At 39.8% G+C, this 24,462-nt stretch carries 36 protein-coding genes; 24 read left to right on the forward strand and 12 right to left on the reverse strand.

All coding sequences use genetic code 11. The features are described 5' to 3' along the window. The 9 genes from BGC07_RS20945 to BGC07_RS17375 form a co-directional block, all read left to right on the forward strand. Positions 1-454, forward strand: a 454-nt coding sequence (locus BGC07_RS20945) for a hypothetical protein (RefSeq protein WP_158007011.1), incomplete at its 5' end; no start/stop codon positions are given. A 2-nt stretch (positions 455-456) separates the two neighbouring features. Beyond that, the gene (locus BGC07_RS17340; protein WP_069314318.1) at positions 457-1,074 is read left to right on the forward strand and encodes a phage baseplate protein; all 618 of its coding nucleotides are present in this window, start codon (positions 457-459) and stop codon (positions 1,072-1,074) included. Then, positions 1,075-1,407, forward strand: coding sequence for a phage baseplate plug family protein (locus tag BGC07_RS17345; RefSeq protein WP_069314319.1), 333 nt, complete (start codon positions 1,075-1,077; stop codon positions 1,405-1,407). Continuing rightward, on the forward strand, positions 1,394-2,272 hold the full coding sequence (locus BGC07_RS17350) for a phage protein (protein ID WP_069314320.1): 879 nt from the start codon (positions 1,394-1,396) through the stop codon (positions 2,270-2,272). Before BGC07_RS17345 ends, BGC07_RS17350 begins: the two co-directional genes overlap by 14 nt. Continuing rightward, on the forward strand, positions 2,259-3,038 hold the full coding sequence (locus tag BGC07_RS17355) for a Gp138 family membrane-puncturing spike protein (RefSeq protein ID WP_069314321.1): 780 nt from the start codon (positions 2,259-2,261) through the stop codon (positions 3,036-3,038). Before BGC07_RS17350 ends, BGC07_RS17355 begins: the two co-directional genes overlap by 14 nt. A gap of 123 nt (positions 3,039-3,161) precedes the next feature. Next, the gene (locus tag BGC07_RS17360; RefSeq protein WP_069314322.1) at positions 3,162-3,503 is read left to right on the forward strand and encodes a hypothetical protein; all 342 of its coding nucleotides are present in this window, start codon (positions 3,162-3,164) and stop codon (positions 3,501-3,503) included. Next, entirely contained in the window at positions 3,496-4,953 is a 1,458-nt protein-coding gene (locus BGC07_RS17365; protein WP_069314323.1) for a baseplate J/gp47 family protein, read from the forward strand. Before BGC07_RS17360 ends, BGC07_RS17365 begins: the two co-directional genes overlap by 8 nt. Then, positions 4,931-5,488, forward strand: a complete 558-nt coding sequence (locus tag BGC07_RS17370; RefSeq protein WP_069314324.1) for a DUF2612 domain-containing protein — start codon at positions 4,931-4,933, stop codon at positions 5,486-5,488. The genes BGC07_RS17365 and BGC07_RS17370 overlap by 23 nt, the downstream gene beginning before the upstream one ends. Before the next feature lie 10 nt (positions 5,489-5,498). Continuing rightward, positions 5,499-7,805 (forward strand): pyocin knob domain-containing protein, encoded by a 2,307-nt coding sequence (locus tag BGC07_RS17375; RefSeq protein WP_069314325.1) that lies wholly within the window; start codon positions 5,499-5,501, stop codon positions 7,803-7,805. A gap of 12 nt (positions 7,806-7,817) precedes the next feature. On the opposite strand, the gene BGC07_RS17380 is transcribed toward BGC07_RS17375, so the two are convergent. The 9 genes from BGC07_RS17380 to BGC07_RS17420 form a co-directional block, all read right to left on the reverse strand. Beyond that, entirely contained in the window at positions 7,818-8,705 is an 888-nt protein-coding gene (locus tag BGC07_RS17380) for a ParB/RepB/Spo0J family partition protein (RefSeq protein ID WP_069314326.1), read from the reverse strand. Next, a complete protein-coding gene (locus tag BGC07_RS17385; RefSeq protein WP_069314327.1) occupies positions 8,650-9,363 on the reverse strand; it encodes an AAA family ATPase in 714 nt (237 codons plus the stop codon). The genes BGC07_RS17380 and BGC07_RS17385 overlap by 56 nt, the downstream gene beginning before the upstream one ends. Before the next feature lie 119 nt (positions 9,364-9,482). Next, positions 9,483-9,662, reverse strand: a complete 180-nt coding sequence (gene csrA / locus BGC07_RS17390) for a carbon storage regulator CsrA (RefSeq protein WP_069314328.1) — start codon at positions 9,660-9,662, stop codon at positions 9,483-9,485. Positions 9,663-9,690: 28 nt separating this feature from the next. Beyond that, positions 9,691-10,032, reverse strand: coding sequence for a hypothetical protein (locus BGC07_RS17395; RefSeq protein ID WP_139121835.1), 342 nt, complete (start codon positions 10,030-10,032; stop codon positions 9,691-9,693). Between the two features lie 8 nt (positions 10,033-10,040). Next, positions 10,041-10,289 (reverse strand): hypothetical protein, encoded by a 249-nt coding sequence (locus BGC07_RS17400; protein ID WP_069314330.1) that lies wholly within the window; start codon positions 10,287-10,289, stop codon positions 10,041-10,043. A gap of 38 nt (positions 10,290-10,327) precedes the next feature. After that, the gene (locus BGC07_RS17405) at positions 10,328-10,954 is read right to left on the reverse strand and encodes a hypothetical protein (protein ID WP_069314331.1); all 627 of its coding nucleotides are present in this window, start codon (positions 10,952-10,954) and stop codon (positions 10,328-10,330) included. 1 nt (position 10,955) lies between these two features. Next, positions 10,956-11,927: a PD-(D/E)XK nuclease-like domain-containing protein gene (locus BGC07_RS17410; protein WP_069314332.1), complete on the reverse strand. Its 972-nt coding sequence runs from the start codon at positions 11,925-11,927 to the stop codon at positions 10,956-10,958. 37 nt (positions 11,928-11,964) lie between these two features. Beyond that, entirely contained in the window at positions 11,965-12,381 is a 417-nt protein-coding gene (locus tag BGC07_RS17415) for a hypothetical protein (RefSeq protein ID WP_069314333.1), read from the reverse strand. Positions 12,382-12,433: 52 nt separating this feature from the next. After that, positions 12,434-12,643: a hypothetical protein gene (locus BGC07_RS17420; RefSeq protein ID WP_069314334.1), complete on the reverse strand. Its 210-nt coding sequence runs from the start codon at positions 12,641-12,643 to the stop codon at positions 12,434-12,436. Between BGC07_RS17420 and BGC07_RS17425 the strand changes: the two genes are divergently transcribed. From BGC07_RS17425 to BGC07_RS17455, 7 genes are all read left to right on the forward strand, one after another. Then, positions 12,642-13,076, forward strand: a complete 435-nt coding sequence (locus BGC07_RS17425; RefSeq protein ID WP_069314335.1) for an RNA polymerase sigma factor sigma-70 region 4 domain-containing protein — start codon at positions 12,642-12,644, stop codon at positions 13,074-13,076. The two genes, BGC07_RS17420 and BGC07_RS17425, sit on opposite strands and share 2 nt — an antisense overlap. Before the next feature lie 6 nt (positions 13,077-13,082). Then, positions 13,083-13,976 carry a plasmid replication initiator TrfA gene (gene trfA, locus BGC07_RS17430; RefSeq protein ID WP_077217043.1) on the forward strand — a complete coding sequence of 298 codons (894 nt, stop codon included), beginning with the start codon at positions 13,083-13,085 and terminating at the stop codon, positions 13,974-13,976. A gap of 886 nt (positions 13,977-14,862) precedes the next feature. After that, a complete protein-coding gene (locus tag BGC07_RS17435) occupies positions 14,863-15,462 on the forward strand; it encodes a hypothetical protein (protein ID WP_139121836.1) in 600 nt (199 codons plus the stop codon). A 331-nt stretch (positions 15,463-15,793) separates the two neighbouring features. Next, positions 15,794-16,009: a hypothetical protein gene (locus BGC07_RS17440; RefSeq protein WP_069314338.1), complete on the forward strand. Its 216-nt coding sequence runs from the start codon at positions 15,794-15,796 to the stop codon at positions 16,007-16,009. Further along, complete coding sequence (locus tag BGC07_RS17445; protein ID WP_069314339.1) at positions 16,010-16,285, forward strand: hypothetical protein; 276 nt, start codon at positions 16,010-16,012, stop codon at positions 16,283-16,285. 46 nt (positions 16,286-16,331) lie between these two features. Beyond that, the gene (locus BGC07_RS17450) at positions 16,332-16,724 is read left to right on the forward strand and encodes a hypothetical protein (RefSeq protein WP_069314340.1); all 393 of its coding nucleotides are present in this window, start codon (positions 16,332-16,334) and stop codon (positions 16,722-16,724) included. Then, positions 16,724-16,984, forward strand: coding sequence for a hypothetical protein (locus BGC07_RS17455; RefSeq protein ID WP_069314341.1), 261 nt, complete (start codon positions 16,724-16,726; stop codon positions 16,982-16,984). The genes BGC07_RS17450 and BGC07_RS17455 overlap by 1 nt, the downstream gene beginning before the upstream one ends. A gap of 37 nt (positions 16,985-17,021) precedes the next feature. On the opposite strand, the gene BGC07_RS17460 is transcribed toward BGC07_RS17455, so the two are convergent. Next, positions 17,022-17,264: a hypothetical protein gene (locus tag BGC07_RS17460; protein WP_069314342.1), complete on the reverse strand. Its 243-nt coding sequence runs from the start codon at positions 17,262-17,264 to the stop codon at positions 17,022-17,024. A 67-nt stretch (positions 17,265-17,331) separates the two neighbouring features. Here BGC07_RS17460 and BGC07_RS17465 point away from each other — a divergent pair, with 67 nt between their 5' ends. Further along, on the forward strand, positions 17,332-17,748 hold the full coding sequence (locus tag BGC07_RS17465) for an NUDIX hydrolase (RefSeq protein WP_069314343.1): 417 nt from the start codon (positions 17,332-17,334) through the stop codon (positions 17,746-17,748). Here the strand turns inward: BGC07_RS17465 and BGC07_RS17470 are convergent. Continuing rightward, positions 17,735-18,694, reverse strand: coding sequence for an L-rhamnose/proton symporter RhaT (locus tag BGC07_RS17470; RefSeq protein ID WP_069314344.1), 960 nt, complete (start codon positions 18,692-18,694; stop codon positions 17,735-17,737). The genes BGC07_RS17465 and BGC07_RS17470 overlap by 14 nt on opposite strands. Before the next feature lie 124 nt (positions 18,695-18,818). Here BGC07_RS17470 and BGC07_RS17475 point away from each other — a divergent pair, with 124 nt between their 5' ends. Together BGC07_RS17475 and BGC07_RS17480 are read left to right on the forward strand one after the other, a co-directional pair. Next, complete coding sequence (locus BGC07_RS17475) at positions 18,819-19,460, forward strand: TauD/TfdA family dioxygenase (RefSeq protein ID WP_069314345.1); 642 nt, start codon at positions 18,819-18,821, stop codon at positions 19,458-19,460. A gap of 7 nt (positions 19,461-19,467) precedes the next feature. Next, on the forward strand, positions 19,468-20,088 hold the full coding sequence (locus BGC07_RS17480) for an HAD family hydrolase (protein ID WP_158007012.1): 621 nt from the start codon (positions 19,468-19,470) through the stop codon (positions 20,086-20,088). Here BGC07_RS17480 and BGC07_RS17485 read toward each other — a convergent pair. Continuing rightward, positions 20,041-21,168 carry a hypothetical protein gene (locus tag BGC07_RS17485; protein WP_069314347.1) on the reverse strand — a complete coding sequence of 376 codons (1,128 nt, stop codon included), beginning with the start codon at positions 21,166-21,168 and terminating at the stop codon, positions 20,041-20,043. The two genes, BGC07_RS17480 and BGC07_RS17485, sit on opposite strands and share 48 nt — an antisense overlap. 512 nt (positions 21,169-21,680) lie before the next feature. Between BGC07_RS17485 and BGC07_RS17495 the strand changes: the two genes are divergently transcribed. From BGC07_RS17495 to BGC07_RS17515, 5 genes are read left to right on the forward strand one after another with little or no spacing between them, the layout of a single operon-like run. Then, positions 21,681-22,886, forward strand: a complete 1,206-nt coding sequence (locus tag BGC07_RS17495) for a hypothetical protein (protein ID WP_069314349.1) — start codon at positions 21,681-21,683, stop codon at positions 22,884-22,886. Beyond that, positions 22,855-23,382, forward strand: coding sequence for a hypothetical protein (locus tag BGC07_RS17500; protein WP_069314350.1), 528 nt, complete (start codon positions 22,855-22,857; stop codon positions 23,380-23,382). Before BGC07_RS17495 ends, BGC07_RS17500 begins: the two co-directional genes overlap by 32 nt. Positions 23,383-23,401: 19 nt before the next feature. Continuing rightward, a complete protein-coding gene (locus tag BGC07_RS17505; protein WP_069314351.1) occupies positions 23,402-23,623 on the forward strand; it encodes a hypothetical protein in 222 nt (73 codons plus the stop codon). Next, positions 23,613-23,990 carry a hypothetical protein gene (locus BGC07_RS17510; protein ID WP_069314352.1) on the forward strand — a complete coding sequence of 126 codons (378 nt, stop codon included), beginning with the start codon at positions 23,613-23,615 and terminating at the stop codon, positions 23,988-23,990. Before BGC07_RS17505 ends, BGC07_RS17510 begins: the two co-directional genes overlap by 11 nt. Further along, positions 23,978-24,460 (forward strand): hypothetical protein, encoded by a 483-nt coding sequence (locus BGC07_RS17515; protein WP_069314353.1) that lies wholly within the window; start codon positions 23,978-23,980, stop codon positions 24,458-24,460. The genes BGC07_RS17510 and BGC07_RS17515 overlap by 13 nt, the downstream gene beginning before the upstream one ends. Positions 24,461-24,462 lie beyond the last annotated feature (2 nt).

Genomic DNA, 24,462 nt, shown 5'->3' on the forward strand with positions numbered 1-24,462 from the left:
TAAAGGTGTTGAGCTTGGCTTAGCTAGATTTCCTTTGTTCGCTCTCCCTACCGCAGGCGCAGCAATGGAGGTATCTACTGCAAGCCCAACGCCTGAAAATGTTCAACTATTTGGAGCAGGGCCACAGAGTCAAAAAATATACGATATTACAACCCCACAGCAAAGATTAAAGAAATTGCACGAGGCAGCATTAAGTCATGTTGCACACCTTCAACAAAATGCTGTTTCATTAAGTACGCCTCGTTTATTACAACAAACAACATCCCACAATACACACTCAACTCAAGCCATTAGCTTAGCACCGCAAAACACGTTTAATTTTAGCTTCAATGTTGCTGCAGGAACGACACAAGAGCAATCAAGGTCAATGGCTGAAATAATAGAGGACACTGTGAATCAAATGCAGAACAAGCAACACTCACAATTATTATCACGATATACAAATAAGGAGTAACGATGGGGGCGACATTACTTTTAGATAAGAAATCAATTTACATTGACTTTCTAGATTCCAAGCACAAAAAATATCGAAATAAGGTGACAAAGTTTCCTGTTGAGGACGGTTCGCCGATCACCGATGATATTATCAATGAAAACCCAGTGATTAATATCAAAGGGATTGTATCAGCCTCTCCAATCACCTTTTTATCTAGTCTAGCCCCTTATTCAATCGACATTACCAGCAGCCTTAAGAAAGGTGAAGTTGTCACACATAAATACACATCACCACAAGATGCTGAAAAAATACTCGTCGATTTTTGGGAAAGCCGAAAAACAGTCACTCTTGCAATCAATAATGAGCAAAAAGTACATAATGCAGCCATTGCCGACTTAGATATTAAAAGTGACTCAGAGACAGGCGACAGCTTATTTGTTGAGTTAAAACTTGAGATCATTAAAAAGGTTGTTAGTAAGACCACAACGGTTCCCGATAATATCGCCGACCAAAAGACTAAAGATGACAATTCGAAAAAAGCAGACTTAGGTCATGTAGCTGCAAAGCCTGTTGAAAAAGGAACATTTGAATATCAACTCGGTACAAAAGCAATAAGCTTTACTAAAGGTCTATTTTAAATGATAGAAATACCTCTAAGCAGCAAATTACCAAACTACACACAAACAACCTCCCTTGAAGGCACCGCCTACAAGTTTGATGTCCGTTGGAACACACGGGATGAAACTTGGAGAATATCGATAGCTGACACCGACGGAAACGCCATCTTAAGCGGCCTAAAATTATTACCCTACTCGCCACTTATCCAAAGGTACAAACTCACTAATTTTATCTCTGGAGAGCTGGTCGGTATCAATACCGCAAATCAATATGAACCACCGACACGTAACAATCTCGGTACAGACTTTAAGCTTTTTTATTTAACACAAGATGAAATAAATGAAGCAGTTTAATCGAAAATGGTCCTTAAAAATCGGCGAAGCTGGTAAAACGGGCATAGAAATCACCGAACTGAATATCAAGTTTGATATTACTAAAACCGATGAAAGCTCAGATCAAAACAAAGCAAATATAACCGTCTACAATCTGAACGACTCAGACATTAGCAAGCTAAAAAAAGGCTTAGCGTTGATATTGTCTGTTGCTTACGATGATCAGCCCCTTGTCACATTATTCGCTGGCCAAGTGAGCGGCTTTGATACCCACAGAGAACAAGCAAGTCGCGCAACACTCATCCAGTGTAGTGATGGCTACATGCCCTTAAAAGAAACGTTTTCTTTTTCGACATTCCCATCGGGCACCAATGCCTTACAAGTGGCTCAAAGCTTAATTAAAGATTTAACGGCTGATGGTAGTATTTCCAAAAGCGAAATTACAGACCAAGACACGTTAACCCGTCACATTTTCTCTAACGGTTATTATGTGGCTGGCTTAACACGTGATGCGCTTCAAACGCTACTAGGCAGCTTATTTATGAAGTTCTCAATACAAGATGGCGTGATTTATATCAGCTCGGCACTGAGAACCAACACACAAAGACAGGCGCTTTTATTAACGCCAGACACGGGTTTAATTGACTCGCCACGCATCACTGCATTTAATCCGAACGGCTTAGAGCGTGAAAACATACCGAATAACGGCCTGCAAATTACAAGCTTGGTCAATCCTCGCATTGTGCCGCACTCGATTGTCAAAGTTGAAACGCAATATATCAATAGCTTTTATCGAGTCAGCAAAATCAACCACAGAGGGGAAACCCTTGGCAAAAACTGGAAAACATTAGCAACATTAGAGGCAATCAACAATGAACACGCTTGAACAGGTCTTGCACGCCGCTTTAGAGTCTCGCCTTTGTGATGTGCATACCTCCATTCCTGGCCGTATTGCCTCCTATGACGCGGCAACACAAAAAGCAAACATTCAGCCAGTCATTAAGAAAAAACTCCGTGACGGGCGTTCTTTTTCGATGCCAGTAATAACCGATATTCCTGTCATGTTTCCAAGCGCAGGCGGTGGGCTTTTATCTTTCCCAGCTAAGCAAGGCGACACCGGACTGTTATTTTTTTGCGAACGATCTATCGATCAGTGGATGACAGGTAACAATGACGAAGCGGAGCCATTAGGGAACCATAAGCACAACTATACGGATGCTGTGTTTATTCCTGGTTTATACCCATATAGCAAAACTCTTGACGCTGATCCCGTTAACACGGAACTTAAATTCTCTGGCAATCAGATTATTTTAAAACCCGATGGCAGTATCGTGATTAATGCACCTAAGCAAATCACAATCAATACAATCAACGCAAATATTAACGCAAGCCAACAACTCACGGTGACAGCACCACTCAGCCAATTTAAAGGCAACGTAGCAATTACGGGTAATTTAACCACGCCAGCATTAACCGCAAGCGCAGGCTCGAAAGCCTCGAGCTTTTCAGGCGATGTTCACAGCTCAGGAAATATTAACAGTGATAAAACCATCACCGGCACAACGGATGTTATTGCGGGTGGTATTAGCGGTAAATCTCATACTCACGGTGGGGTTGAGCCAGGCGGAGGGAAAACCAGCAAACCTGAATAAGTTTAATCCATACCACGAAAACAGCTTAATACCGACCACGCCAAAACAACGCCTTTTAGTCGCCCAATATATTTGCAAAAAATCACACAAACTCGGCTTACCGTGTAAGCCTAAGGCTTTACTATGACCGACTTTTTACTTAATGATGATCACGATATTGATTTTAGTTCTCTGTCATTACATTTAACTGACAGCCTAGCCCAACGCCTCAGCATTAAATTAAACACATTTCAGGGCGAATGGTTTTTAGATGACACCGCAGGCATTCCCTACTTTCAAAATATCCTCGGTAATAAAGTTACCGCTGATGTTATCGATTCAATATTCAAAAAAGCCATTTTAGAAGAGAGTGAGGTGAGCACAATTTTAGAGTTCACATCATCCATTGATAATGCAAAACGCAAGTACACCTACACCGCTCGCATTCTTGCAAGTGATAATACGGAGGTAACAGTGAGTGGCTAATAGCAGCTATTTAACTGACACGGGCCTGACACTGCCGACACAAGACGATCTAGTTTCTAGCATGGTAACAGACGCACAGTCCTTGTGGGGTTCAGGGGTGCAAGCTGAAACCTATACAGTGCTAGGTCAGCTTTTTAACATTGTTTCAGCACAGCTCTACCAAATCTACCAACTCGGCGCTGCAACTTACGATGCTCAAAATGCGTATACAGCCCAAGATAAAAATCTCACTGATTGCTGTGCCCGTGTCGGCATTCAACGCCTTGGAGCGAATAAGTCCAATGCAAAATGTATTCTAACCGGTAACACGGGCGTGAGCATTCCAAAAAGCTCGCAAATCGCCGTAGAAAACACAGCAAAGCTTTTTGAACTCACCAACGATCAAACGATTGGCTATAACAATGCGACCTTTCTGCAGGTTCTCGTAGCAACGCACATCCCAGGCAATAATTACTATCTCAATATTGATCAAGTCGAATACAGCTACATCGCAAAAGAAAACGATACGGTCGATGACATTGCAGGAAAACTTGCAGCACAAATAAATACCACCTCCGATAAACTAACCGCATTATTTAAAGGCTCAGGTGTTTTTACGGTTGAAGCCAATGGCACACTCTCGACGTTCTCAACCGAACCCAGCGCAGGACTCAGCATTGAAAAATGCAGCATCATCGCCACAGTTGAAGCATTAGATTACGGCGTTATCAGCGCACCAGAAAACAGCCTGACTGAAATTAAAACCCCCGTGTATGGCTGGGATAGCTCCACTAACCCAAGCGCGGCTATCCTAGGTCGTGAGAAAGAATCTGACACGGAAATTCTTTTAAGGCGAAATAGCAGTTTAAAGATTTTAGGTTCGGGTTCTGTCGATGCAATATCCGCTGCCGTTCGACAACTAGAAGGAGTCACAAACGCTTATGTGTTTCAAAACACCACAGACCAGACCGATGCAAATAATTTACCCCCTCACAGCATTAGCGCCATTGTATTAGGCGGAAATGAACAAGAAATTGCACAAACGATCTTTAACGAAAAATCGGGCGGTATTCCTACTTACGGCAGCATCGAATTGAAAGTCACCGACTCAAACGGCGATACCCAGCTTAGCCGTTTCTCACGACCAACAGAAATACCAATCTACATTGATATTATTTTCGCTAAAGAAGATAAAGAGGCCATGCCTGCCGACATCAACTTAGCTATTCTGAATGCAGCTCTAGCTTACGGCAATACCTTAACTGTTAATGTTGATGTTATTCCCCAGCGTTTCGTGGCAGCGATTTATAAATCAATTCCCGAAGGCATCGAATATATCGACCTCACTATGAAAACCGATATTGAGCAACCTTGGAGCAAAAAGAAAATACCGATTGACCGCGTTTCGATTGCAGTTTTTAAATCAGCCAATATCACGGTAAAAGAAGATGACGACGATCACCCAAATTGATCACAATGCACTGGCTTTAAGCCGTACCCTCGAACAATTCAAAGGCAAAGACAACTATACAAAACTAGTCCAGGTTTTAACCAACGCATTGCAGAGTTCAGAACAAACATTTATCGACCTTCTGACCAAACGCTACATTGATAATGCAACAGGCAAGCAGCTTGACGATGTCGGCTATGATGTGGGCTGCCAACGCAACGGCTTAAAAGATGACAATTACCGCCGTGCAATTTATTTGCAGATTGCAATTAACACAAGTCAGGGCCGCGAGCGAGATATCTCTTTCGTTGCAAAACAAATCACGGCCTCTTCTGTCATCCAATTTCGAGAAAACAACCACGGACCAGCCCAGGTGCAAGTCTTTTTCGACGGCGAAAACGCAACGCCTAGCAATATGCAACTTGTCGCGCAAGTCATCGGGGGCGGGATTCAATATTATGGGCTCACCACTCAAGGCGGCAGCCCCTTCGGCTTCGACGATATTTCAAGCGGCTTTGATGAGGGCCGTGTTACCGCAGAATTTTTACTTAATTAATAGGAACACTATGAGCTTAGAACGCCCAACCACTTACCCCGATTTTGCAATGAAAGATTGCACTGACCCGATTAGCGGCCAGCCCAACGTTGAAGAAATTCCACAAAAGCTTATCGACTACGGCTATGCATTCAGAGATAAGCCAGAGTTTAATAAATTCAATTATATTTTTAGAAGTGTGGCACAGTGGATTCGTTACGTTGATGAAGTCACGCAGTCGTTTGGCTATTTACCGTTTAACTTCGGCAAGGATGCAACGACAACAACAGGCCTCATTTTTGGTTATCTGCAAGGCTCAGTGACACAGAACAATGAATCAATCACAGTGCCAGCCGGAACCGTTGCACTCACCGCGAATAAAACAAATATCGTCTATGTTGATTTAACTGATACCAAAGTCAAAGCAACAACCTCACCGCTTTCTGACGATGCAAATGATGTTGAACTCTACGACATTACTACAGACGCGACCCAAATCACTAACATCGTCGATAAGCGAACTTGGATAAACGAAACAGCCTCGCATCAAATTAATTGGGGGAACTCCTCAGTTGCGGTTAAAAGTCAAAACGGCGAGGTTGATGTTAATGTTGCTGGCTCTACGGTATTTAAAGCAACCAACTCTCAAGTTATTTCTAACAATCCGTTTAAAGTACAATCAGGTTTAGTTTTTGCTGATAACACCACACAACAAAGCGCGTCATTTCCTTTAGTTCAATACAACGGCAAACCACTTAACGCCGCAAGCTCTGATGCAAACACAATCAAAAAAACCGGTATTTACTGCGCGACGAAAACAGGTATGAAAAACGTCCCTCAATATGGTTATGGCTGGCTCACTGTTCTCGAATACACCGACAACAATAGCGTATTGCAGACATGGACCACCTACGCAGAAAGTAGCAGCACAGGGCACAGCACATGGTCGCGTCTTATTTCCAGCGATGGAACTGTTGGCGATTGGCGTAGAGTAGACTCCCCCGTTGTTGCCAAGGATTATAACAACGTGACGTGTGGCATTTTAGTCGATGATTTAGGCGATTGGAATCTAGTCAATAGTACCGGCTTTTTTGTCTGCAAAAACACCTCCATGAAAAACGGGCCAAGCTTAGGATCAACCCAAGGTCATTGGTGGACGTGTCATGTTATTAGAGTGCCTGATTCTGATGATTTAACGCAAACCATTACCAGCCTTGCTACAGATAACACCGCTCCTACTTTTGTGCGTCAATACACCACAGGGAAAGGCTGGACTTCTTGGCAGCGCATCGATTATTCAATGGTCGCGAACGATGCTCGAACAATCGAGATTGCAAATGGTGATGCAAACAGCTTTAAGGATAAAGCAGCGCATTATTCTGGCACGGGCTACGGCTGGAAAAACACACCTTCAAGCTTGGGTATTTTGTCTGTCTATCCATACAGTGACAACCCAGGGTGTTACCAGGAATTTGTTGGCTTTGAAGATGGCAGCTACTCAAGTCATAACAAATATTGCCGGATGCTATCACGCGATGGCAAAACCTGGTCAGATTGGATTTTAATCACGCCGCAACTTGTCACTAAAGAACAATACTGCAACAACATATACAACTGGAATGGCGCAACTAAAACTCAATTCATACGCTCATACAGCGCACAAAATCAGCCAGTTGGAGGGAATGTATTCTTTACAGGTATTAACCTTTTCCTTGATGACAAACAACACAAGGTCACAGGCCAGCTTGCAATCAGAGACAACGGAGAAACCTTTACACGCGCTCAAGTTATTTCTAGCTCAGATAATCCAGCAGATAAACCCTACAAGCCGTGGATACGCAACGATAACTCACCCACAGGAATTAAAAGCGATACTTTAAACCGTACACAAAACTCAGACGGAAGCCTCAAAGTAGAAGTAGACCTTAATCAACTTCACCCTGTCGGTGCTCTCTGGATTACCTTCAACGATAAAGCAATTCCCCCTTACCAAGGCAAAGGCATAACCTGGAAAAAAATAACCGACATAGACGCGGACCATGCAGGTCGTTTACTTGCTATCGCTGGCTCAAATAACTTTGCAGTCGGCGCAGGAGCAAAAGCAGGAACCACAGCAACAAATGATCACACGCTCACAATCGATGAAATGCCAGAACATAATCACGGCATTCCGAACGACTCAAACATCCAGCGTGGAGGTAGTGATGTTGGTGTTGTTAAGCCGACAACCGCCAATAAAAGCGATGACTACACTTTCAACACTGGTGGAGGCAAACCGCACTCTCATGGTCTCGACCCTGCGCGGTCTGGTGTAATTGTGTGGGAAAGGACAGCGTAAGTAACGCCGCCCCTAGGACCCATTAAGAAAACTTTTCAAGCAATCCCTCAAGCTCTTGCTGAAACGCCTTGTATTTTTTTGATTCATTTTCTTTTTAATCGTGACAGAGTAACCCGTTTCAGTGGGCTTGATGTTCCCTATTTCCTTGTCCTTAGCCTTGAAAACATAACGCTCTATTTTCTTTTTTGGTTGCCTCTCAGGAGGGTTAACCTTACGGTCTACTTTTGCAAGAAAAGCCTTCCAAGTGATAGGTGTCTCAATTTGAGACAGTAGTGGAGCAAGCGCCACAAACACATCCTCATAGTAGCTATTTTCCTTAATTCTACTAGCTATTTCTTCAAACTGGGATGCACTCATATCTACCATAGGAAAAACCGATTCAACAGAGCTAGGTATCTTTTCAAGCTTAAAAAGGCGATTAACATAATTTCTATCTAGATTATGCTTTTCTGCAAATGCTCGAATACTTAAGCTGCCTTTACAATCAAGATAAAACAAAGCCTTTTCATAATCACACAAGTCTTCCCGTTTCTCATTTTCAGAAATAATTGTTGCAATTGCCTCTTCATCAGACCAGTCTACAACTCGAACCAATAGCTTAATGTTGATACTTTTAGCCGCTCTATATCGACACTCTCCAGCTATAACCTCATACTTGCCTTCATACTCTCTAGCGACAACTGCATTAATCTGTCGTTTTTTCAAGTCCTCTGCAAGTCCTGCAATATATTCTGGACTAATATTTTTTCTATCTGTTTTTAACGGGGAAAGAAAACAATCCTCAACATCAGCCCACAGCTCAGACTTTAAACCGTTATGACTTTCAACGAAGTCATCAATATCTTTAACTAACTTTTTTTGCTTTGGTTTTCTTCTTATTTGAATTGCTCTTGATGCCATATTTCTTACCCTTAAATTGTTTCAACACTTCGGCCGCTAAAGCTTCAAACTCAACGTTAGCTTTTTTATCTTTGATCTCAGTTACACCACGACCATCACTTGCTGTCTGAATGTATGCATCACGCTGACACAAATGATTTTTACACAAAACGATTTCATCTATCTCATCAAGCGCCGTTCTTATCTCAAGAAGCTTTTTGCTTTTTGCTACAGGACTCACAGCATTTAGTACATATAATGCTCTTAAATTAGGGTTTGCAACTTCTTGAGCATCTTCAATAAGGTCTATCATCGTTGCGACCGTATTTACATCGTGCTGGCTTGGTCTTAGCGGAACTAGAACTAAATCACACAAGGTAAGAGACTGCCTTAACTCCGATGAGCTATCATGCCCACCAGTATCAACAATAATAAAGTCATATTCATCACGTAAGTCTTGCAGAGTCGTTTTTATACGTCCTACCTTTTGGACGTGCTTTATTTTTGGCAATTTCTCATCTTCATCGCGAACATCAGCCCAATCACTTGCTGAGAATTGACTATCGCAATCAACAAGAATAGTTTTATAGCCTTTAGCTTGAAGGGCAACGACTAAGCTTGTTGCAATTGTTGACTTACCAACACCGCCCTTACTACACGCTATGGATATAATAGGCATTTATTTCCCCCAACAATCAAAATTTCTACTAATAGTATCAGACATTTTCAACCAAAAAATTAACGCAGGTTAAAATATTTTCTCAATCAAGACAACAAAAAGGGGCGCAAGCCCCTAAATCACACCGCCACCTTAATTGGTTTAGGCCGTTTATTTTTAATATCGTCTCGATGAATTTGCACTTCTTGCGGCGCGTCGATGCCGATTCTTACTTGGTTGCCTAATACTGACAACACCTTAACCGTGATGTCCTTACCGATGAAAATTGCTTGATCTTCTTTGCGCGTCAAAACTAACATATCTATCTCCTCATACATAACAATCACCTCAATTAATCGGCCAAGCAAGGCATGTAGTATCAATTTGCGTGCTTAACCTTAAATTGTATTCATGGCCTGACTGCGCCAGCACTTGCGAAATAGCAGAGAATAAAATGTGCTTAGACCGTTCGCCTTCGCTTTCATCGTCGATGTTGTCACACGTCTTGAAGCCAGCAGAAACAACAGAGCGAACCAGCTCTTGAACCAAAGTAAGCATACAAGTCAACTTATCATTGTCACTTTGAAGCTCCTCATACATAGACTCAGAAATATTTTGCAAATCCTTTACCGCCTTACCGTGGGCTTTCCAAATAATAGGCCCGAGCATTTCAAAATCTTGTTTTGACATTTTCATCATTACACTCCCGCTTTTCTTTTTTCCAGTTCATACCCAATTGGCAAGTAAAATTTACCTCTCTTGCCTAGAGCGTCCTTAATGTCAGGCATTACATTTTCAGAAAACTCAGCGTCAAAAAAGTTACCTTCGATAAGAGCCATTTGATTAAAGTCAATCTCATTGGCTATTTGAAATAAAAGCTCTTGCACGCGCCTGATATAATTCTCAAGGCAAACGATATAAGCCTTTTGTCTTAAGTCTTCACTCATGATCTCTCCAAAGCCCCAATTAAGGGGCATTAAAATTACTAAGCTTGACCTTCAAGAATTAAATTAAGGTCGGTGACGTTGCTTTGTTGAGGCTCTACTTGAGGTGTAGAAACCTGAGCGGTGGGGGTGGAGTTCACGTCTTTGATTTCATAATCCTCAACCTCTTCTCTAGGCATAAACCCACACAACGCATCTGCAAATACATCACGTAACGCCCAAGAACGTGCCCTCATTTGCAGCATTCTTCGTGTGTATTGTTTCCAAGGTCCACGACCTAAAAGCCCAGCCTGTTCTGCATCTTGCATTGAAAAATAGCGCACTTGCTCATCTTGGCCTTTTCTTTTCACCTTGCACCAGCAAAGTTTTTTCGATTCGTCGTAACCCTCTTTGATTGATTCACAATCTGGATGAGAACGAACAATTGCCATTAACGCATCACCGTACACCGTAGGCTTACCATTGATCACTGCAATGTTTTGTATTGCTTGCATTGGCTGCAACCCTATTTCTGCACCCATTTGCATCGCAATAAACACATCGTTCGTTTTACCCTTGTAATTTGTAGGGCACAAGCCAGACTGTGCAATCATTTCAGCAAACTGTAATGCGCCTTCAAAACTAGTTGGCGCAAGAGAAAAAGGCTTATTTTGAGTTTGTAATTCCATTTTATTTCCCCATAACTTTGTTTAATTCGTATTTAGGCACTTGAAGGTCAGTAATTCGGGCACCGTAAGCAAACTCTTCTAAACTCTTATCACCTGCTTGCCATTGCTTATAACGCTCTAATGCATTTCTGCAGAGTTGAAGGCCATAACTGTGAGCCTCAGAACCCCATTCGATTTTGTGATAAGCGACATAACCCGTTGCCTTATGGATTGCACAGAATGCAAAAGGTCGTTGTACTCCTGTCTGTTGTGCGATGACGTGCATATAGAGCGCCGCGCTCAGGTAATACCCCATATCAACGGCCACCTTAGAAAATCGCTCAACAGAAACTTCGTCACGACAGGTTTTAATATCCACAATCGCGGTAGGGTGCAAATAGTCAGCCCTGACACGTACAGGAACGCCCTCTAATTCGCCGAAAACGCTCAACTCAGGCTTACCCCCTGCTAAAAGCCTTTGACTCATTAGATGGCCGTTTCTGATGGAGTCAGCAAGAAACTGTGCTTGCTCCATCATTGCAGGGGTCACGAACTCTTTACCTGCGTGTTGACGTTCATACTTCTCTTGCATCAAACACAACACTGGCGCATCTTGATCTTGTTCTTTGAGCAGTTCCAGCAACTCATCTTTTTTCAACTTAGATGGGTGATTGTGAAGCTCTTTATCTCGGATATAAGCCCTTATATCGTCAACTTTGCTTAAAGCATTTTTAGGAGCCATAAAAGGCTCAGCATAGCGCTTTTTAACTTCCTCCGGCTCTAGTACTAAAGCATGAACCAAATTACCTAGGCACATACAATCGGTGGCTTCTTTTAGGCTCTCTTGATCATCGCGCCAGTGTCGAATTGATTTATTAATTAACTTAAGCTGGCTACTACTAAGCTCTGGCCGCGCGTGGTATTCATCAATCGGCATACTCTCAATAACCTTTGCGCCAGCCCAATCAATTTGCTCTTCTTTTGTTGCGTACATTTTAAATCCTCCCTAGAAGGGGCCGAAGCCCCACAAATTAAGCGGCTGTTGCAAGGATTGCAGCGGTTTCGATCATATCCACCGCATGCTCTGCATCTTCACAATGTTTGCACTGGTAATAACGCTTAAATAAATCGCCGTATTCTTCTAAGCCTTCTTTAATTAATTCCAATTCAACTAGTGTATTTTCAGAGCCGAAGTGTTGAGTTTTAGGCAGAGGAGCATTGATACAAGAAACAACCTCATAATCCAACTCATAAAACACTGCGTTAAATGAAGCACGAAAATCAAAAGCCTCATCTTTCGCAGCTTCAAAGTCGATGTTGATACAATTTCCAGCGTGATCTAAAAGCTGCTTTAGCATGCTGTCTACTGTGTCTAGTTCAATCGTAAAAGTGCGATCTGGTTGGCTTACGAACTCGATGACTGCTTGCGCTTTATTTTCTTTAGACATGACTTATCCCTCAAAAATGAATTTGTAAAACTAAAAACTGAAAAGTAAGTGATTAATTCAGGCGGACGCTCTTAGCTGAACTAAGACCCGTTTTTACGATTCGATATTGAGAAATAGGAGTATCTAGTTTTTTTAGAATGCGGCTGATTGCAGGGATAGATTGACCGATATGACTCTCAAGCATGCCGAGCATAACCTCAAGGTCGCGAATGTCAGTAGAGTCTAATTGAAAGTAAGCAGAGTTTTGTATATCATTACTCATGATTGATTTCCTTGTTAGGGTTTTTAATCGCCGCCCCTTATGTGTGCCAGCACTAAGGGGCTTTTTTTTTGCTACCAGTCTTGCCTGGCTTAAGTTTAATATATCTAAAAAATGGGTGTATGTAAACCCTTTTCTTGTAAAAAAATTGCATTTTTATCTTCTTTCAATTATTGTACAAATAACGAAAAATAAAACGATGATAACTAAAACTATGAAAGAGCTAATAGAAACAAAGTATGGGTTTAATAATGCGCAAGTTGTTGTGATTAAGGCTATACATAACCTGAGCACTGAGGAAATTGCTGAAATAACAGGGTATAGCTCTCGATCTGTTAGTAACTGGTTATGTAGGCCAGACAGTAATAACCATAGAAGAGCGCCAGATAAAGCAGTGAAAAAACTGCGTGGAATATATTCTTTAGAATTTAGATAAGGACCGATGATGAACTCTGCCGCAAGTGTAGCAAAAAGAATAGCAAAAATTAAAAGTAAATCCGGTGAGCAAATCAGCATATTCAATAATCCAATTGCTGAGGAAGTTCAGTCTAAGAAGTTGAGTGAAGGTAAAATATGGACACCTGAACACTTTAATGACGACATGTGGATTGCTCCCTATTGCGTTCTTCGATCCGCCCTGTTTTCAGTGGTTAAACGAGGTAAGCGAAAAGAATACAAACAAAACGCAAAAACATATGAAGGTGAAAAAATAGCCTCATGGAATGGTTATGAAATTACTATGTCCGGATTCCAGCTTGATCAAGCAGACTTTGACTGTTTACTAGCGTGTATAGAAGCTTGTAAAGCTCAAGGGTTTGGTGATTCTGTAGTAGTTACTAAAAAACAACTTCTTCAGCTAATGAAAAGAACAGTAAGCAAAGACTCATATTTGTGGCTCGATAAGAGTATTACTAGGCTAGTTAGTGCAAAAATTGGTGTTTTATCTAAAAAGCGCAAAGTTCGTTTTTTTGGTTCATTCTTATCATCATTCATTGAGGACGAGCAAAGCTCTAAATTTGCTCTAAAAATTAATTATGACCTATCAAAACTATTTGTTGACGGTACATCTTATCTAGAAAAGAAAGTAAGGCTATCTATCAGTGGAGATTTAGATAAATGGCTCTACAGCTACATCTACAGTCATGACACCAGCATAAAACCGCATGTAGTTAGCTTAGAAAAGTTAAGAGAATTATGTGGGTCGGGTTCAGATTCTAGACGATTCAGATTTAAAGCTAAAGAAGCTCTAGAGCGCCTTGAAAGCAAAAAACTCATAGCTTTTGAAATCAAAGGAAAAGCAGACTCCTCAATATTATACGCTTCAAGATTGAAATAACTGAGACATTTTATTGAAATAACTGGGACAATTATTGAAATAACTGGGACAAATAGCAGTCCCAGGTTGAAATAACTGGGACAAATTGTTGAAATAACTGGGACATTTTTCTATAACTCATTGAAATAACTGGGACATTTCGGCTATAAAATTGAAATAACTGAGACAAATCATTGAAATAACTGAGACAAAATAAACAAAAAAAATACTAAGAATGCGTTGATATAGCTTACATAAGCGGCTACAGGCAATATCTTATAAGACTATTAATAAAGGAGTTTATTATATAAACACTAAACATCTAAAACTTAATCGTTGATTATTTGTAATAACTGGGACATGCGTCATTAACAAGCGTTGTAATAACTAGGACATTTCTATCACTAACACCAATTGAAATAACTGGGACATTTTAGGGACTACCCCTTTTACCCTACAATTCACACAACACTCATGTACCGCGTCGAGTACAACGGTCGCACCATCCTCATTCAGTCATTCTGTCTTTGTTTTAAGCTTACAAACCTGTAAAGTACAGACATTAGAACTAAAAGTGATCTAGAAATACAGGATGATAACTCTTTTCACAATATTGGCTCTTCTTCTCGTTGTAGTCCTATTTATTAAAGCAAACAAACCCAGCAAGCAAATCAATTTAAAGATAATAAAGGTTGAGTCATTAAGGGGGCTGTCTAAACTTCATGAAGATAACAGCAAAGCAATACCAGCTCATTGGCCAAGATTGACTGAAATTGGAAATGAAGAACCTTTATGCCCCTACTGCGGCTATCGATTTGAAAGCATGCCTCAGAGGAAAAGCAAATGCCCCTCTTGCAATAATTACTTTCGATCACGAAAAAGGCCCCTTGATCAAAAGAAAGTTTTATTGAAAGAAGAAGATCTTGAGCAGCTTTGTATTGAATGGATAGTATTTGAAGGAGAGTATGAAGGATACCTGAAAAGGAAAAAGGAGTTTGAAGATGAAAGGCATAGGATCAGTGCTTCAAGAGGTGGAGGCAAAGTTTCCGATGCTGATGTACATTGGGGCTTATGGAACAAAGGGCTACTAGAAAGTGCAGCTTTATGGAATTGGGGAGAATATGCACAGATAAAGCAAAGAATGGCAAATCAGCTTAAAAAGGAAGGCAAGCTAAACTATGCATTAAACATGTATTTGGAAGCATTCTATTGGGAAATTAATGGACCGGTTAATAAACAAGGTTACCTCGACCTTGAATCGGACCCTGCATTTAAACCTAAAGAACTTGGTATCCCCATTCCTGCGCTAACGAGGAATATTCATCGTTTAGCAGGAAAACTAAATATTGAAGATCAAGAGCTTCAAAAACTTTTTATTAAGCAAGCAGCAACAATTCACTCAAACTACAAACTGCCTCTCCTACCGGAAGATGCTTGGTTATGTGTAATTGAAGCAATTAATGAAATGCAAGAGCTAATGGCTAGGTTAAAGAAAAAGAAAGCCTGACACCTCTTAAAACCATCCTTAAAGCCTCGTTCTCGCCTAACTTGATGAAAGGTATGGGTTTTTCATTTTGTCGGCTTATAGGCGTAGAAAAGGCGATTTAGGCAATATGTTGTATTTGATCAAAATTTGTACAGTTTTGGTTTGCATTAGTGCTCAGTGACGTTTTTTAGGTTGTCCACATAGTTACCCACACGCTATGCACCGAAATTGTGGGTTAGTTTTTGGGGGTGATTGTTGATATTAGTGCGGCGAAGTATAATGTAAATGATAAAAGGTGATTAGCTAGAGTTTTAAGCAATGTTGCTGACGATGTAATCAAAGGAGAATAACAATGGTCCCTAAAGAGTTTAAAAAAGTAGAAATGGACCTTGACCCAAACACGCTCAAGCAGATTGAGTATTTGACTCAACAACTGAAGTTAAAAAATGGTGCGCAAGCCATAGGCTCTGCTGTAAGACTTATGAATGAATTGATTAACATGAAAAGTGTTACTGTTGAAGACCAGGATGGAATTACTAGACAGCTTAAATTTTCAGAGGCTCGATGAATGAGCACTATTAACTTAGGCGCGAGTGAGCCACAAGAAGAAGAATCTTTTAACCTTGATGTGGTTAAAGAGCAGAACAAGCATGAGTTGAGCAAAGTCCGACTTACATTTGCGAAATATGTTTTGATAGTCGCCTTTCTTACTTTGCTTGGAATGGTTGCTGTTGAAATTTGGTTGCCCGGTACACCAGCAACAATTACAGGACCTATCATATTGCTTGCAAGTAACGTCATAACTCTAGTTTTAGGTTATTACTTTGGTAAAGGCGGCGACTGACAAAAAATAAAGCTTGTGAAAAATTATTTTTATGTTGAGGTAAGCAATGGAAGATGCACCAAAGAAAAATAAACAGCAAAGGCTAAGAAAACGTGTTGTTAAAAAAGCAGCAGCGAAAAAGATTGGAGGGTCTAAAAAAGCAGCGGCTAGGAAAGCGGGTAAGTTTAAGCCAACAGCACTTCAAGAATTATTAAGTAAGTCAAAAGAAAAAGTCACTGTCCAAGAAAATCAATCTGTTAAAATCGACATGAGTGCTAAAACTGTTCAGCAATTACAAGGAATACAAGAATTACTTAAGGCCGAAAATGGTGCTGATGCTTTACGTCAAGTTGTTGAGGCTATGGCTTCGATTTTGGTCCTAAGTGGCAAGAAAGGTTCTATTGAAATTGAAAGTAAGAGTGGTAGGCGCGTCAAGCTTAATATACCTGGATGGAACTAATGGCTAATAGCATTAACTATGATGATATAGAAAAAACTAATATACCATTGGAAGTGATGACACCAAATGAGGAGATTACCCCTAAACATAAAGCAAGTATGGCAATAGGCTTTTCTCTTGGTATTGCACTCCTATTTTTAATCTGCATTGTTCTCTATGCTTGGCGACCAGACAAAAATGGTCCCATATTAGAAATAGCGAAAATTGGTCTACTGCCATTAGTTGCGAGTATTGTCGCTTATTATTTTAGTCGCAACTAAGAATAGGAGCTATGGAAAATATGTGAAAACTAGAGTATCACCACTCAAACTCTAACTGCCGAGACTCAAACAAATCTAATTGGTTTTTAGAGCCTGTATCGAGCTGATAGTGGTAATAGCCCTTCTTTCCCTTCCATGAGCGGATGCTGTAGCCTTCTTTGCGTAATTGGCATATGAAGGTAGGTAGGCAGTGGCCGAAACCTAATTCGTAAGCCTTGGGGCGTGTCAGCTCTTCGCCTGATTGGAGGAGTTCGAGAATTTTGTGGGTTGTTGAGGGCATTGGTATACTTAGCATTTGAAACTTACTATAAATTTACTTTTTTCTTTAGAGAGTGTCAAAATCAAATATGATTAAACCTAGTGATAATGCTGCTTATAGATACCCTGTATCCGTTAAGGGGGTGGTTTGTGTTGATGGAAAAATCCCTTTATTGAAAAATGAGCGTGATGAGTTTGAGCTTCCTGGCGGAAAGCTTGAGCTAGATGAGCAACCTAATGTGTGTGTTGGGCGAGAGATAAAAGAAGAGCTTAATATTGATGTTGAAGTGATTGGTATTATTGACTCATGGCTGTACCATATTGATGGTGATACACATGTTCTTATTGTCACCTACGCATGCAGGACTAACAATAAAACCTCCGACCTTAAATATAGCTCAGAACATAAAGAGTTAGGTGTGTTTGAACTTGATGAAATTAAGGACTTGGTTATGCCGGAGGGCTACAAGTCCTCGATAGAAAAGTATAGAGCTAGTTTGTGCTAGCGATGCCGAACAAGATAATAGAAAAAATGAGCATGAAAATAGCTGTGTAATTAATAACCATCCCCTTCTTACTGGAGTTAATCCACTCACCTTTTACATATGAGCAAACGGTTGAGGCGATGACAATGCAAGACATGAAGCTAATCCATAGAAACTCTTCACTAAACTTTAGAGTCATTGCATTTGCCCAATTGTATAAAACAACGGAACCAAAATACATTGCTGACATAATTCCGGCGACTTTCACAGATTTTTTATCTTTTGAAAAGTAATCTATTTTCACTTTGTTGTTTTTTGCGTCCTTTATTTGTGACAATATAAAAACAATCCCACAACTAATAAATATTAATGACCAAGGGATGAGCAGTGAAGTAAAGTGATTTGGATAAGACTTTAGATAATCGGAATAATAGCCAATTGCCGCCCCTTGAGATGCACATAAAATGCCAGAGGCCAATGCTAGAGAAAGCCCTTTCACCCAATTGATGTTTTTTTGAGAGTCGCGAATTGAAAGTGAATATGCATAAAGGGCTATAGCAATGATAAAAATAGCATAACTCAATGTTATTAATTTATCCTCTGAGAAAAGATAATATTTGCCATTTATGAAAATTGAAAAAAGAGAGCCGGATAATGTCCCGAGAGAAATATTTATTGCAAAAGGCACCCCTAAACCGATGTATCTCACGCTTTTTGTGAATACAAACATCCCAATCCCGAAGAATATTCCGACTAATAATATTATTAAACTGTGTTTTAGTGTTAAATAGAAGCTTCCTGACAGTGTTGAGTAAATAAAAATAAGGCTTGGTATTGCGAGAAAAGTGATTGCGGCAAATCGTATCCAAACAAGGTTAATATCTTTCTGATTGTTTTCAATTGGATAGATGTAGGAGCCATTCGCTAACCCTGCAAATATAGAGATAAATAGTGCAAATATGGACATAAAATTCCTTCTAAGTTATTATAGTTGAAAGTCAATAATGAATACAAGATATTATCATATTTGATTTTTAATTTCAAAAACTAGTAGTAAAATTCTAATGTCTATGCCATGTCGGGGAGTATTTATGCATTGTTACGAAGGGAGAAATGAATCTAATATATTCAATAAACAGGTAAGCCTGTTCAAAAATGTTAGAACCAAAGAGGAGTTTGTTTCTATATGTAAAAATTTTGGTTCGATTTTGCATCAAAAAGATGATTTTGATAATTCTGGTTCCGTTGAAATTTCCACTCGATTAAATTTAGATAAATTGGCCTACCAGAATGTCGAGTTATTTCCTCATACTGATAGAAGTAGTACAGATAATCCTCCTGACTTTGTTGCAATGTGGTTTGAAAAGACTGCCAAGAAAGGAGGAGAAACAACTTTATTTTTTCCTGATGATCATTTGTTAAAAGATATTGATAATTTAAATTTTTGTGCTAAATTTAGCTCTGAAAATGACAGTAATAACAAATACTTGCCATTTTATGATCATTCACGTGATTTTTTTAGATTTCGGAATGATGACCATATTAGTGTTAAGAAAGAAGATGAAGAAAAATTTAATGAGGTTACTAACATTATTCGGGAAAACACAGTAAAGGTAAAAACACAATGCGGCGATTGTCTCATATTGAGCAATAAATCTGTTTTCCATGGTAGATCTAGTTTTATTGGTGATCGGGTTATCCACAGAGTTTTGATAAGGAATTATGATGAGTAAGCACATTTTGTTTGATCTTGGAGGGGTTATCGAAAAAATATACCCTTCTAGGGTTGTTAAGTCTTTTGATGGGTTGGGAATGGATAAGCCAGAAAATCTATTTACAATTTACGGGCAATCTGAAATTTGTAATAAATTTGAGACTGGGAGCATAGAGGAAAAGGAATTTATTGAATCTGTTAGAGGGGTATTTAATATTGATGCAAGTGACGATGAGATTATCGCCGCTTGGAACTCAAACCAGGGAGGGGTTTCTTCGGAAACTTTCAATACTCTTGTTGACCTTAAGAAAAATGATTTTTCATTGTCTGTTTTATCCAATACGAACCCTACGCACTTCAAGCTGATTCAAAATCAATTTTTTAGAAACCACGGCGTTCATATGAACTATATGTTTGATAATATCATTCTTTCGTATGAGGTTGGGCTGAGGAAGCCTGAAGGTGAGATTTTTTCTTTAGCCAAAGAGACTATTGCTGATAAAGATGACAAAATTCTTTTTATTGATGATCTTAAAGATAACTGTGTTAGTGCTGAGGCATGCAATATGAGCGTAATGCCTCATGTCACTAATGAAGAGTTAATTGCTGACAAAGTCATTCAGCATGCTCATGCCGTGAGTTTTTAATAATTCTTCTCTTGCCTTGGTAGGTTCGTATATACGTTCTTGAGGCAAGAGGTCCTCATATAAATATGAAACATCACCGGATAAGCAGATAGGCATCTTTTGCTTGGTTATTTTGTCAATTTCAGAGATTTTTCTGAAAATCTTATCAAAACCATTTTTGACGATACTTTTGGCGATTGGTTCTTGTCTGTATAGCATTTCTTTTAATGTAGATGATGCTTCTATGTAAATTCTATTCGGTGATTTTGATATTTCTTCGGACATTTCAGAAAGGTCTGAGTTAAACATGGCAAGTATTTTATTCGACAGTTTGGTTGGCTTTACAACACCTTCTTTTGCTTCTATAGAATGCCTAATTGCTTGCCAGCCTAGCCATAAGTTACCGCCTTCATCTGCTATCGGAAAGCCTAAGCCTTGTGTTTTTTTAATGGTTTCACCTTGGTTAGTGCTATGACTAATTGAAAGACCATCATTTATAGTAACACATATTCCGTTTCGTCCTTTAAAGTGGGCTAGATAATCGCTTTTCCAATCGGCTTCTATAATTGCATAGCAAAACTCGTTATTGGCTATTTTCTTTAATTCTTCTCTCTGTTTTCTAAACTCGTATTCCTGGATAGAAATAAAAACAGCAACATCTTGCATGTCGATATTTTCATCTATAGATGTTATAGCTGATTTAAGATTATCAATAATCTCAAATGGGTCATGACTACAGCTTATAGTAAATTCTGAGGTTGATTTACTGCATCTTTTATTTCCTTTTTTTAGTAATGAGCAAAATGTAACACTACTGGTTGAAATAAAGGTGGCTAAATACTTAGCATCATTAAGTGTTTTTTCTAATTTTGGCGGAGCATAGGTTTTGTTTAGTATTTCTGCAGGGGTTGTATTTAGAGCTTCGGATATTTGTATAAGTTTAGTAACTCCAAAGTCTCTTTTTCCTTGGAGTATAGGGGTTAATGTAGGATAACTAACTTTAGATTTATCTGCTAGATTTTGCTTGGACATTGGGGGGGAGCAATTATTCATTAAAAAAACTATATTATCGGCAATTCGCTTTAATTGTCTTTTTGTCATTTGTCCTATTATCCTCTCTTGTTTATGATTGACATAGAATATCATCCATGTAAAATTATATGAGAGGAATAATTATATATGATTATTTGAGTCATATCAACAAACTTCACAAGCAGCATGGAAATAAGAAAAATAATGAACAACCAGTTAAATAACCAGAGCAATAAAGGCTTAGAGCTACATTGCATAGTTTTTATCTTTTATGATTATGCTGATGAAGCATGCAAAAAATATCAGCACTTCTATCACAAATTATCCCTTTAATTTTTTGTCGAGCTATTTATTTTTATCTTTGATATTAGGGGGTGGAGTTGTGTTACACCAATTAAAAAGTTCAATTGTTCCGTTTGTATCTGCGCTTGATTATCATGGCGATATTTTTTGTCATTCGTGGAAACATCATTTGAAAAAAATTAACTTCTAAGGGAGTAGAGAAGGTTGATCAAGAATCTGGTCTTGTATTGGCTTCAATTGTTTATCTTTATCGAGCTGTTCGTTCAGAAGATGGATTAATGCTACAACATTTCGAGGGAGATATTCTTAAGACGAGTTATTCGTTTTTATCAAATCGAATAGGGCTGTCTATTGATTCAGTTAAGGCGGCAACAAAACGATTAGAAGTTGATCATCAAGTTATTAAAAGACACATTAAAAAAGTTAAGGGCGAAGATGGAGGGTTTAAAAGCTCAGAGCTTTATATTGAAATTAACCCCGAACGTCTTGCTGAAATTACTATCACCGACCCTTATCAATCCACCGACCCTGGAAAATTACAGGGTCGGCTAGAAAAAGTGTTAAAAGCTGGAAAGCCGCATGATACGGGCGATTGCGCCGAACCGGTAAAATTACGGGGTCGGTCAAATTTGTCACCGACCCTGGAAAATTACGCGGTTAATAAAGATATTAATAATAATAAAATTATTAATATCCCCCCTATAGTCCCCCCAAGGGTGGACGAGTTGTTGAGTCGATCAGATGAGTTACTTGAGTTGATCAAGGAGCACGATATTCAACACTGTGGTCTTAGGCTTGAAGCCGAAGCGTTTTTAACTCACTACACCTCAAAGCCTAACGACATTACTGACTGGCATGCAAAGTTCAGAGGTTGGTTTGTTAACAAAGCAATGAAGCAGGTTGAGGAAAAACAGAGAGCTAGTTCTGCAACGTGTCAGCAAGAGAACACAGTTGAAGATGTAGACAAGGCTAATCCCCAAGAGAAAGGCGCTCAGAATCAAAAATGCGAGATGTCAGGGGGTGATGAAACTACAAGCAAGAAGGAAAGAGCAAAACCAGTTCCCAAGCCAGAGATATTTAAACGGTTCTTTGCTGAATATCCAGCTACGCGCAGAGGTGGGACTGATGCATGGGCTTGGAAAAAATGGAAGAGCTTAAAAATTGATGAGGAAACAGGGCAGAAAATGCTTGCTGATGTGATAGCGCGCAAACAGCGCGACAGGCTTTGGTTAGAAGGCAAGATTTTTGGAATTACTCGATATTTGAAAGAAAAAATATGGTTAACCCCAATTGATGAAGGAATTAATCAAAATGCAAACAGCACCAGAAATTTGTCAACAGCTGACCTTTACGAGCAGCAAGTCTATGCAGCCGCCGCCGCAGAGCCAGCCCGACCCATCCCTAACCAAGAGGGCGGACCTGGTTTTTGCAAAGCTGACGGCTCTATATTCGATGTTCAGCAAACAAGTGACGGTGGTTGGTGATAAAGCTGGAAGCAAGCTAAAAACGGATAACTTAAAAGCAGAGTGGGAAGAGATTTTGACTGAGTTCACACGCAAAGAAGTCGAAATTGCGCTAGGAAAATGCAAGAAGCGTTTTCATTATCCTCCATCGATGAAACAATTTTATGAGCTATGTCAGGAGTTGCAGCCGGAAGATTTAGGGCTTCACTCTGAAAGAGGGGCGTACCGCATTGCTTACGAGTTAATGATTGTGCCGGAGAGAAGCAAACTCACCGCATGGCCTAATCCCATACTGTACGCAGCAGCAAAAGCAACGCCTTGGGGTGGTTCCTATGGGGTAAGTAGTCATCAGGTGTTTGTAGAAAACTATAAGGCGAATATTAAAAAATATTTAGCTGGCCAAAAGTTTAAAGATGCTCCAAAGGTGTGCAAAACAATTACTCAGAAAGGCCCAAGGACCAGCAAAGCCGCACTTTCGCAATTAGCAAAAATGAGAGCAAAACTACGAGTTCATTGATAAAGGAGAGTAAGGGAAGATGCCAGGGGTAGAAATAGAATCAATCGATGCTTTAGACGAAAGAGGTAAAAACGTTATTAGAGCAGTTGATAATTATCTTGATGGTTTTAATCAAGACATTAGCAGTATATCAATTAATCTCAGTGATCATCATAAAATTACGAAGACGCTAGGCTTAGAGCCATGCACAGAAATAAGTCGCCAGGGTGTAGTTTTGGTGGGGGTTTGTGATGAGGCTTAACCCAATATCAGCACCATTTCAAAAATTAAAGCCATTTAGATCAAAAGAGCTTAGAGAAGCATCCAGAGGGCGGCCATGTATTCGATGTGGGAATAACGATGGCTCTACTGTCTATGCACATTATACCGGATTAAGACAGCAGGCTTTTGGAAAAGGAACGGCGACAAAATGCCATGACATTCATGGCGCTGACTTGTGCATGCGGTGTCACAATTATTTTGATCAGTACCAGGGCTGTAATGGTAGCCAAGAAAGCAAAGTCAGTTTAAGTGAAGAGTTTCTGTATTGTGTCTCTAAGACGCAAGAGCGAAATATTAACGAAGGTGTTCTGGTTGTGTCTAAGGGGAGGCAAAAATGTCAGGGCTGAAAAAAGAAGAGCGATTAAAGCGGATCAAGTTTATTTCTGAGAATTACGACTCTTTAACGTTGACGGGTTTAGCCGAGATGTGGGGAGTGAAGCCTTTTAATGTTTACCGCTTTATTAAGAGAAATAATTTACCGCGAGTTTCAACTGGTGGGTGTTATCAGGGTGAAAGTAGAAAACGTTTTAAGGGCAAAAAAGAAAACAGTCCATCATTTTTTATTGAAGAGCGCAGTAAAGCGCGTATTAATTATGTGCTTAAGAATAAAGACAGTCTTTCATTAGAAGAGCTTGCAGAGCGTTGGGAGATTGGCATTTATGGTGTGTCAGCGTTTTTGTTTTCAAATGATTTGCCAGTGCTGCCGACTAGAAAAGCAGATGTTAAAAGGCGAGGCGTTCGTGTAGATGACAGCGATAAGCTCTATATGGGGAAATATCGGAATATTAACGATTTTGTGGCAATGGCGAGGTGGTGATT

The organism is Piscirickettsia litoralis, from assembly GCF_001720395.1.
In the GTDB taxonomy this organism is placed as follows: Bacteria; Pseudomonadota; Gammaproteobacteria; order Piscirickettsiales; family Piscirickettsiaceae; genus Piscirickettsia; species Piscirickettsia litoralis.

Excerpts from the sequence above, each read along its gene's own strand:
- BGC07_RS17340 (WP_069314318.1), top strand. The coding sequence starts at position 457 with ATGGGGGCGACATTACTTTTAGATAAGAAATCAATTTACATTGACTTT.
- BGC07_RS17345 (WP_069314319.1), top strand. The coding sequence starts at position 1,075 with ATGATAGAAATACCTCTAAGCAGCAAATTACCAAACTACACACAAACA.
- BGC07_RS17350 (WP_069314320.1), top strand. The coding sequence starts at position 1,394 with ATGAAGCAGTTTAATCGAAAATGGTCCTTAAAAATCGGCGAAGCTGGT.
- BGC07_RS17355 (WP_069314321.1), top strand. The coding sequence starts at position 2,259 with ATGAACACGCTTGAACAGGTCTTGCACGCCGCTTTAGAGTCTCGCCTT.
- BGC07_RS17360 (WP_069314322.1), top strand. The coding sequence starts at position 3,162 with ATGACCGACTTTTTACTTAATGATGATCACGATATTGATTTTAGTTCT.
- BGC07_RS17370 (WP_069314324.1), top strand. The coding sequence starts at position 4,931 with ATGACGACGATCACCCAAATTGATCACAATGCACTGGCTTTAAGCCGT.
- BGC07_RS17375 (WP_069314325.1), top strand. The coding sequence starts at position 5,499 with ATGAGCTTAGAACGCCCAACCACTTACCCCGATTTTGCAATGAAAGAT.
- BGC07_RS17380 (WP_069314326.1), bottom strand. The coding sequence starts at position 8,705 with ATGGCATCAAGAGCAATTCAAATAAGAAGAAAACCAAAGCAAAAAAAG.
- BGC07_RS17385 (WP_069314327.1), bottom strand. The coding sequence starts at position 9,363 with ATGCCTATTATATCCATAGCGTGTAGTAAGGGCGGTGTTGGTAAGTCA.
- csrA (WP_069314328.1), bottom strand. The coding sequence starts at position 9,662 with ATGTTAGTTTTGACGCGCAAAGAAGATCAAGCAATTTTCATCGGTAAG.
- BGC07_RS17395 (WP_139121835.1), bottom strand. The coding sequence starts at position 10,032 with ATGTCAAAACAAGATTTTGAAATGCTCGGGCCTATTATTTGGAAAGCC.
- BGC07_RS17400 (WP_069314330.1), bottom strand. The coding sequence starts at position 10,289 with ATGAGTGAAGACTTAAGACAAAAGGCTTATATCGTTTGCCTTGAGAAT.
- BGC07_RS17405 (WP_069314331.1), bottom strand. The coding sequence starts at position 10,954 with ATGGAATTACAAACTCAAAATAAGCCTTTTTCTCTTGCGCCAACTAGT.
- BGC07_RS17410 (WP_069314332.1), bottom strand. The coding sequence starts at position 11,927 with ATGTACGCAACAAAAGAAGAGCAAATTGATTGGGCTGGCGCAAAGGTT.
- BGC07_RS17415 (WP_069314333.1), bottom strand. The coding sequence starts at position 12,381 with ATGTCTAAAGAAAATAAAGCGCAAGCAGTCATCGAGTTCGTAAGCCAA.
- BGC07_RS17425 (WP_069314335.1), top strand. The coding sequence starts at position 12,642 with ATGATTGATTTCCTTGTTAGGGTTTTTAATCGCCGCCCCTTATGTGTG.
- BGC07_RS17420 (WP_069314334.1), bottom strand. The coding sequence starts at position 12,643 with ATGAGTAATGATATACAAAACTCTGCTTACTTTCAATTAGACTCTACT.
- trfA (WP_077217043.1), top strand. The coding sequence starts at position 13,083 with ATGATGAACTCTGCCGCAAGTGTAGCAAAAAGAATAGCAAAAATTAAA.
- BGC07_RS17440 (WP_069314338.1), top strand. The coding sequence starts at position 15,794 with ATGGTCCCTAAAGAGTTTAAAAAAGTAGAAATGGACCTTGACCCAAAC.
- BGC07_RS17445 (WP_069314339.1), top strand. The coding sequence starts at position 16,010 with ATGAGCACTATTAACTTAGGCGCGAGTGAGCCACAAGAAGAAGAATCT.
- BGC07_RS17450 (WP_069314340.1), top strand. The coding sequence starts at position 16,332 with ATGGAAGATGCACCAAAGAAAAATAAACAGCAAAGGCTAAGAAAACGT.
- BGC07_RS17455 (WP_069314341.1), top strand. The coding sequence starts at position 16,724 with ATGGCTAATAGCATTAACTATGATGATATAGAAAAAACTAATATACCA.
- BGC07_RS17460 (WP_069314342.1), bottom strand. The coding sequence starts at position 17,264 with ATGCCCTCAACAACCCACAAAATTCTCGAACTCCTCCAATCAGGCGAA.
- BGC07_RS17465 (WP_069314343.1), top strand. The coding sequence starts at position 17,332 with ATGATTAAACCTAGTGATAATGCTGCTTATAGATACCCTGTATCCGTT.
- BGC07_RS17470 (WP_069314344.1), bottom strand. The coding sequence starts at position 18,694 with ATGTCCATATTTGCACTATTTATCTCTATATTTGCAGGGTTAGCGAAT.
- BGC07_RS17475 (WP_069314345.1), top strand. The coding sequence starts at position 18,819 with ATGCATTGTTACGAAGGGAGAAATGAATCTAATATATTCAATAAACAG.
- BGC07_RS17485 (WP_069314347.1), bottom strand. The coding sequence starts at position 21,168 with ATGACAAAAAGACAATTAAAGCGAATTGCCGATAATATAGTTTTTTTA.
- BGC07_RS17495 (WP_069314349.1), top strand. The coding sequence starts at position 21,681 with ATGCTACAACATTTCGAGGGAGATATTCTTAAGACGAGTTATTCGTTT.
- BGC07_RS17500 (WP_069314350.1), top strand. The coding sequence starts at position 22,855 with ATGTTCAGCAAACAAGTGACGGTGGTTGGTGATAAAGCTGGAAGCAAG.
- BGC07_RS17505 (WP_069314351.1), top strand. The coding sequence starts at position 23,402 with ATGCCAGGGGTAGAAATAGAATCAATCGATGCTTTAGACGAAAGAGGT.
- BGC07_RS17510 (WP_069314352.1), top strand. The coding sequence starts at position 23,613 with ATGAGGCTTAACCCAATATCAGCACCATTTCAAAAATTAAAGCCATTT.
- BGC07_RS17515 (WP_069314353.1), top strand. The coding sequence starts at position 23,978 with ATGTCAGGGCTGAAAAAAGAAGAGCGATTAAAGCGGATCAAGTTTATT.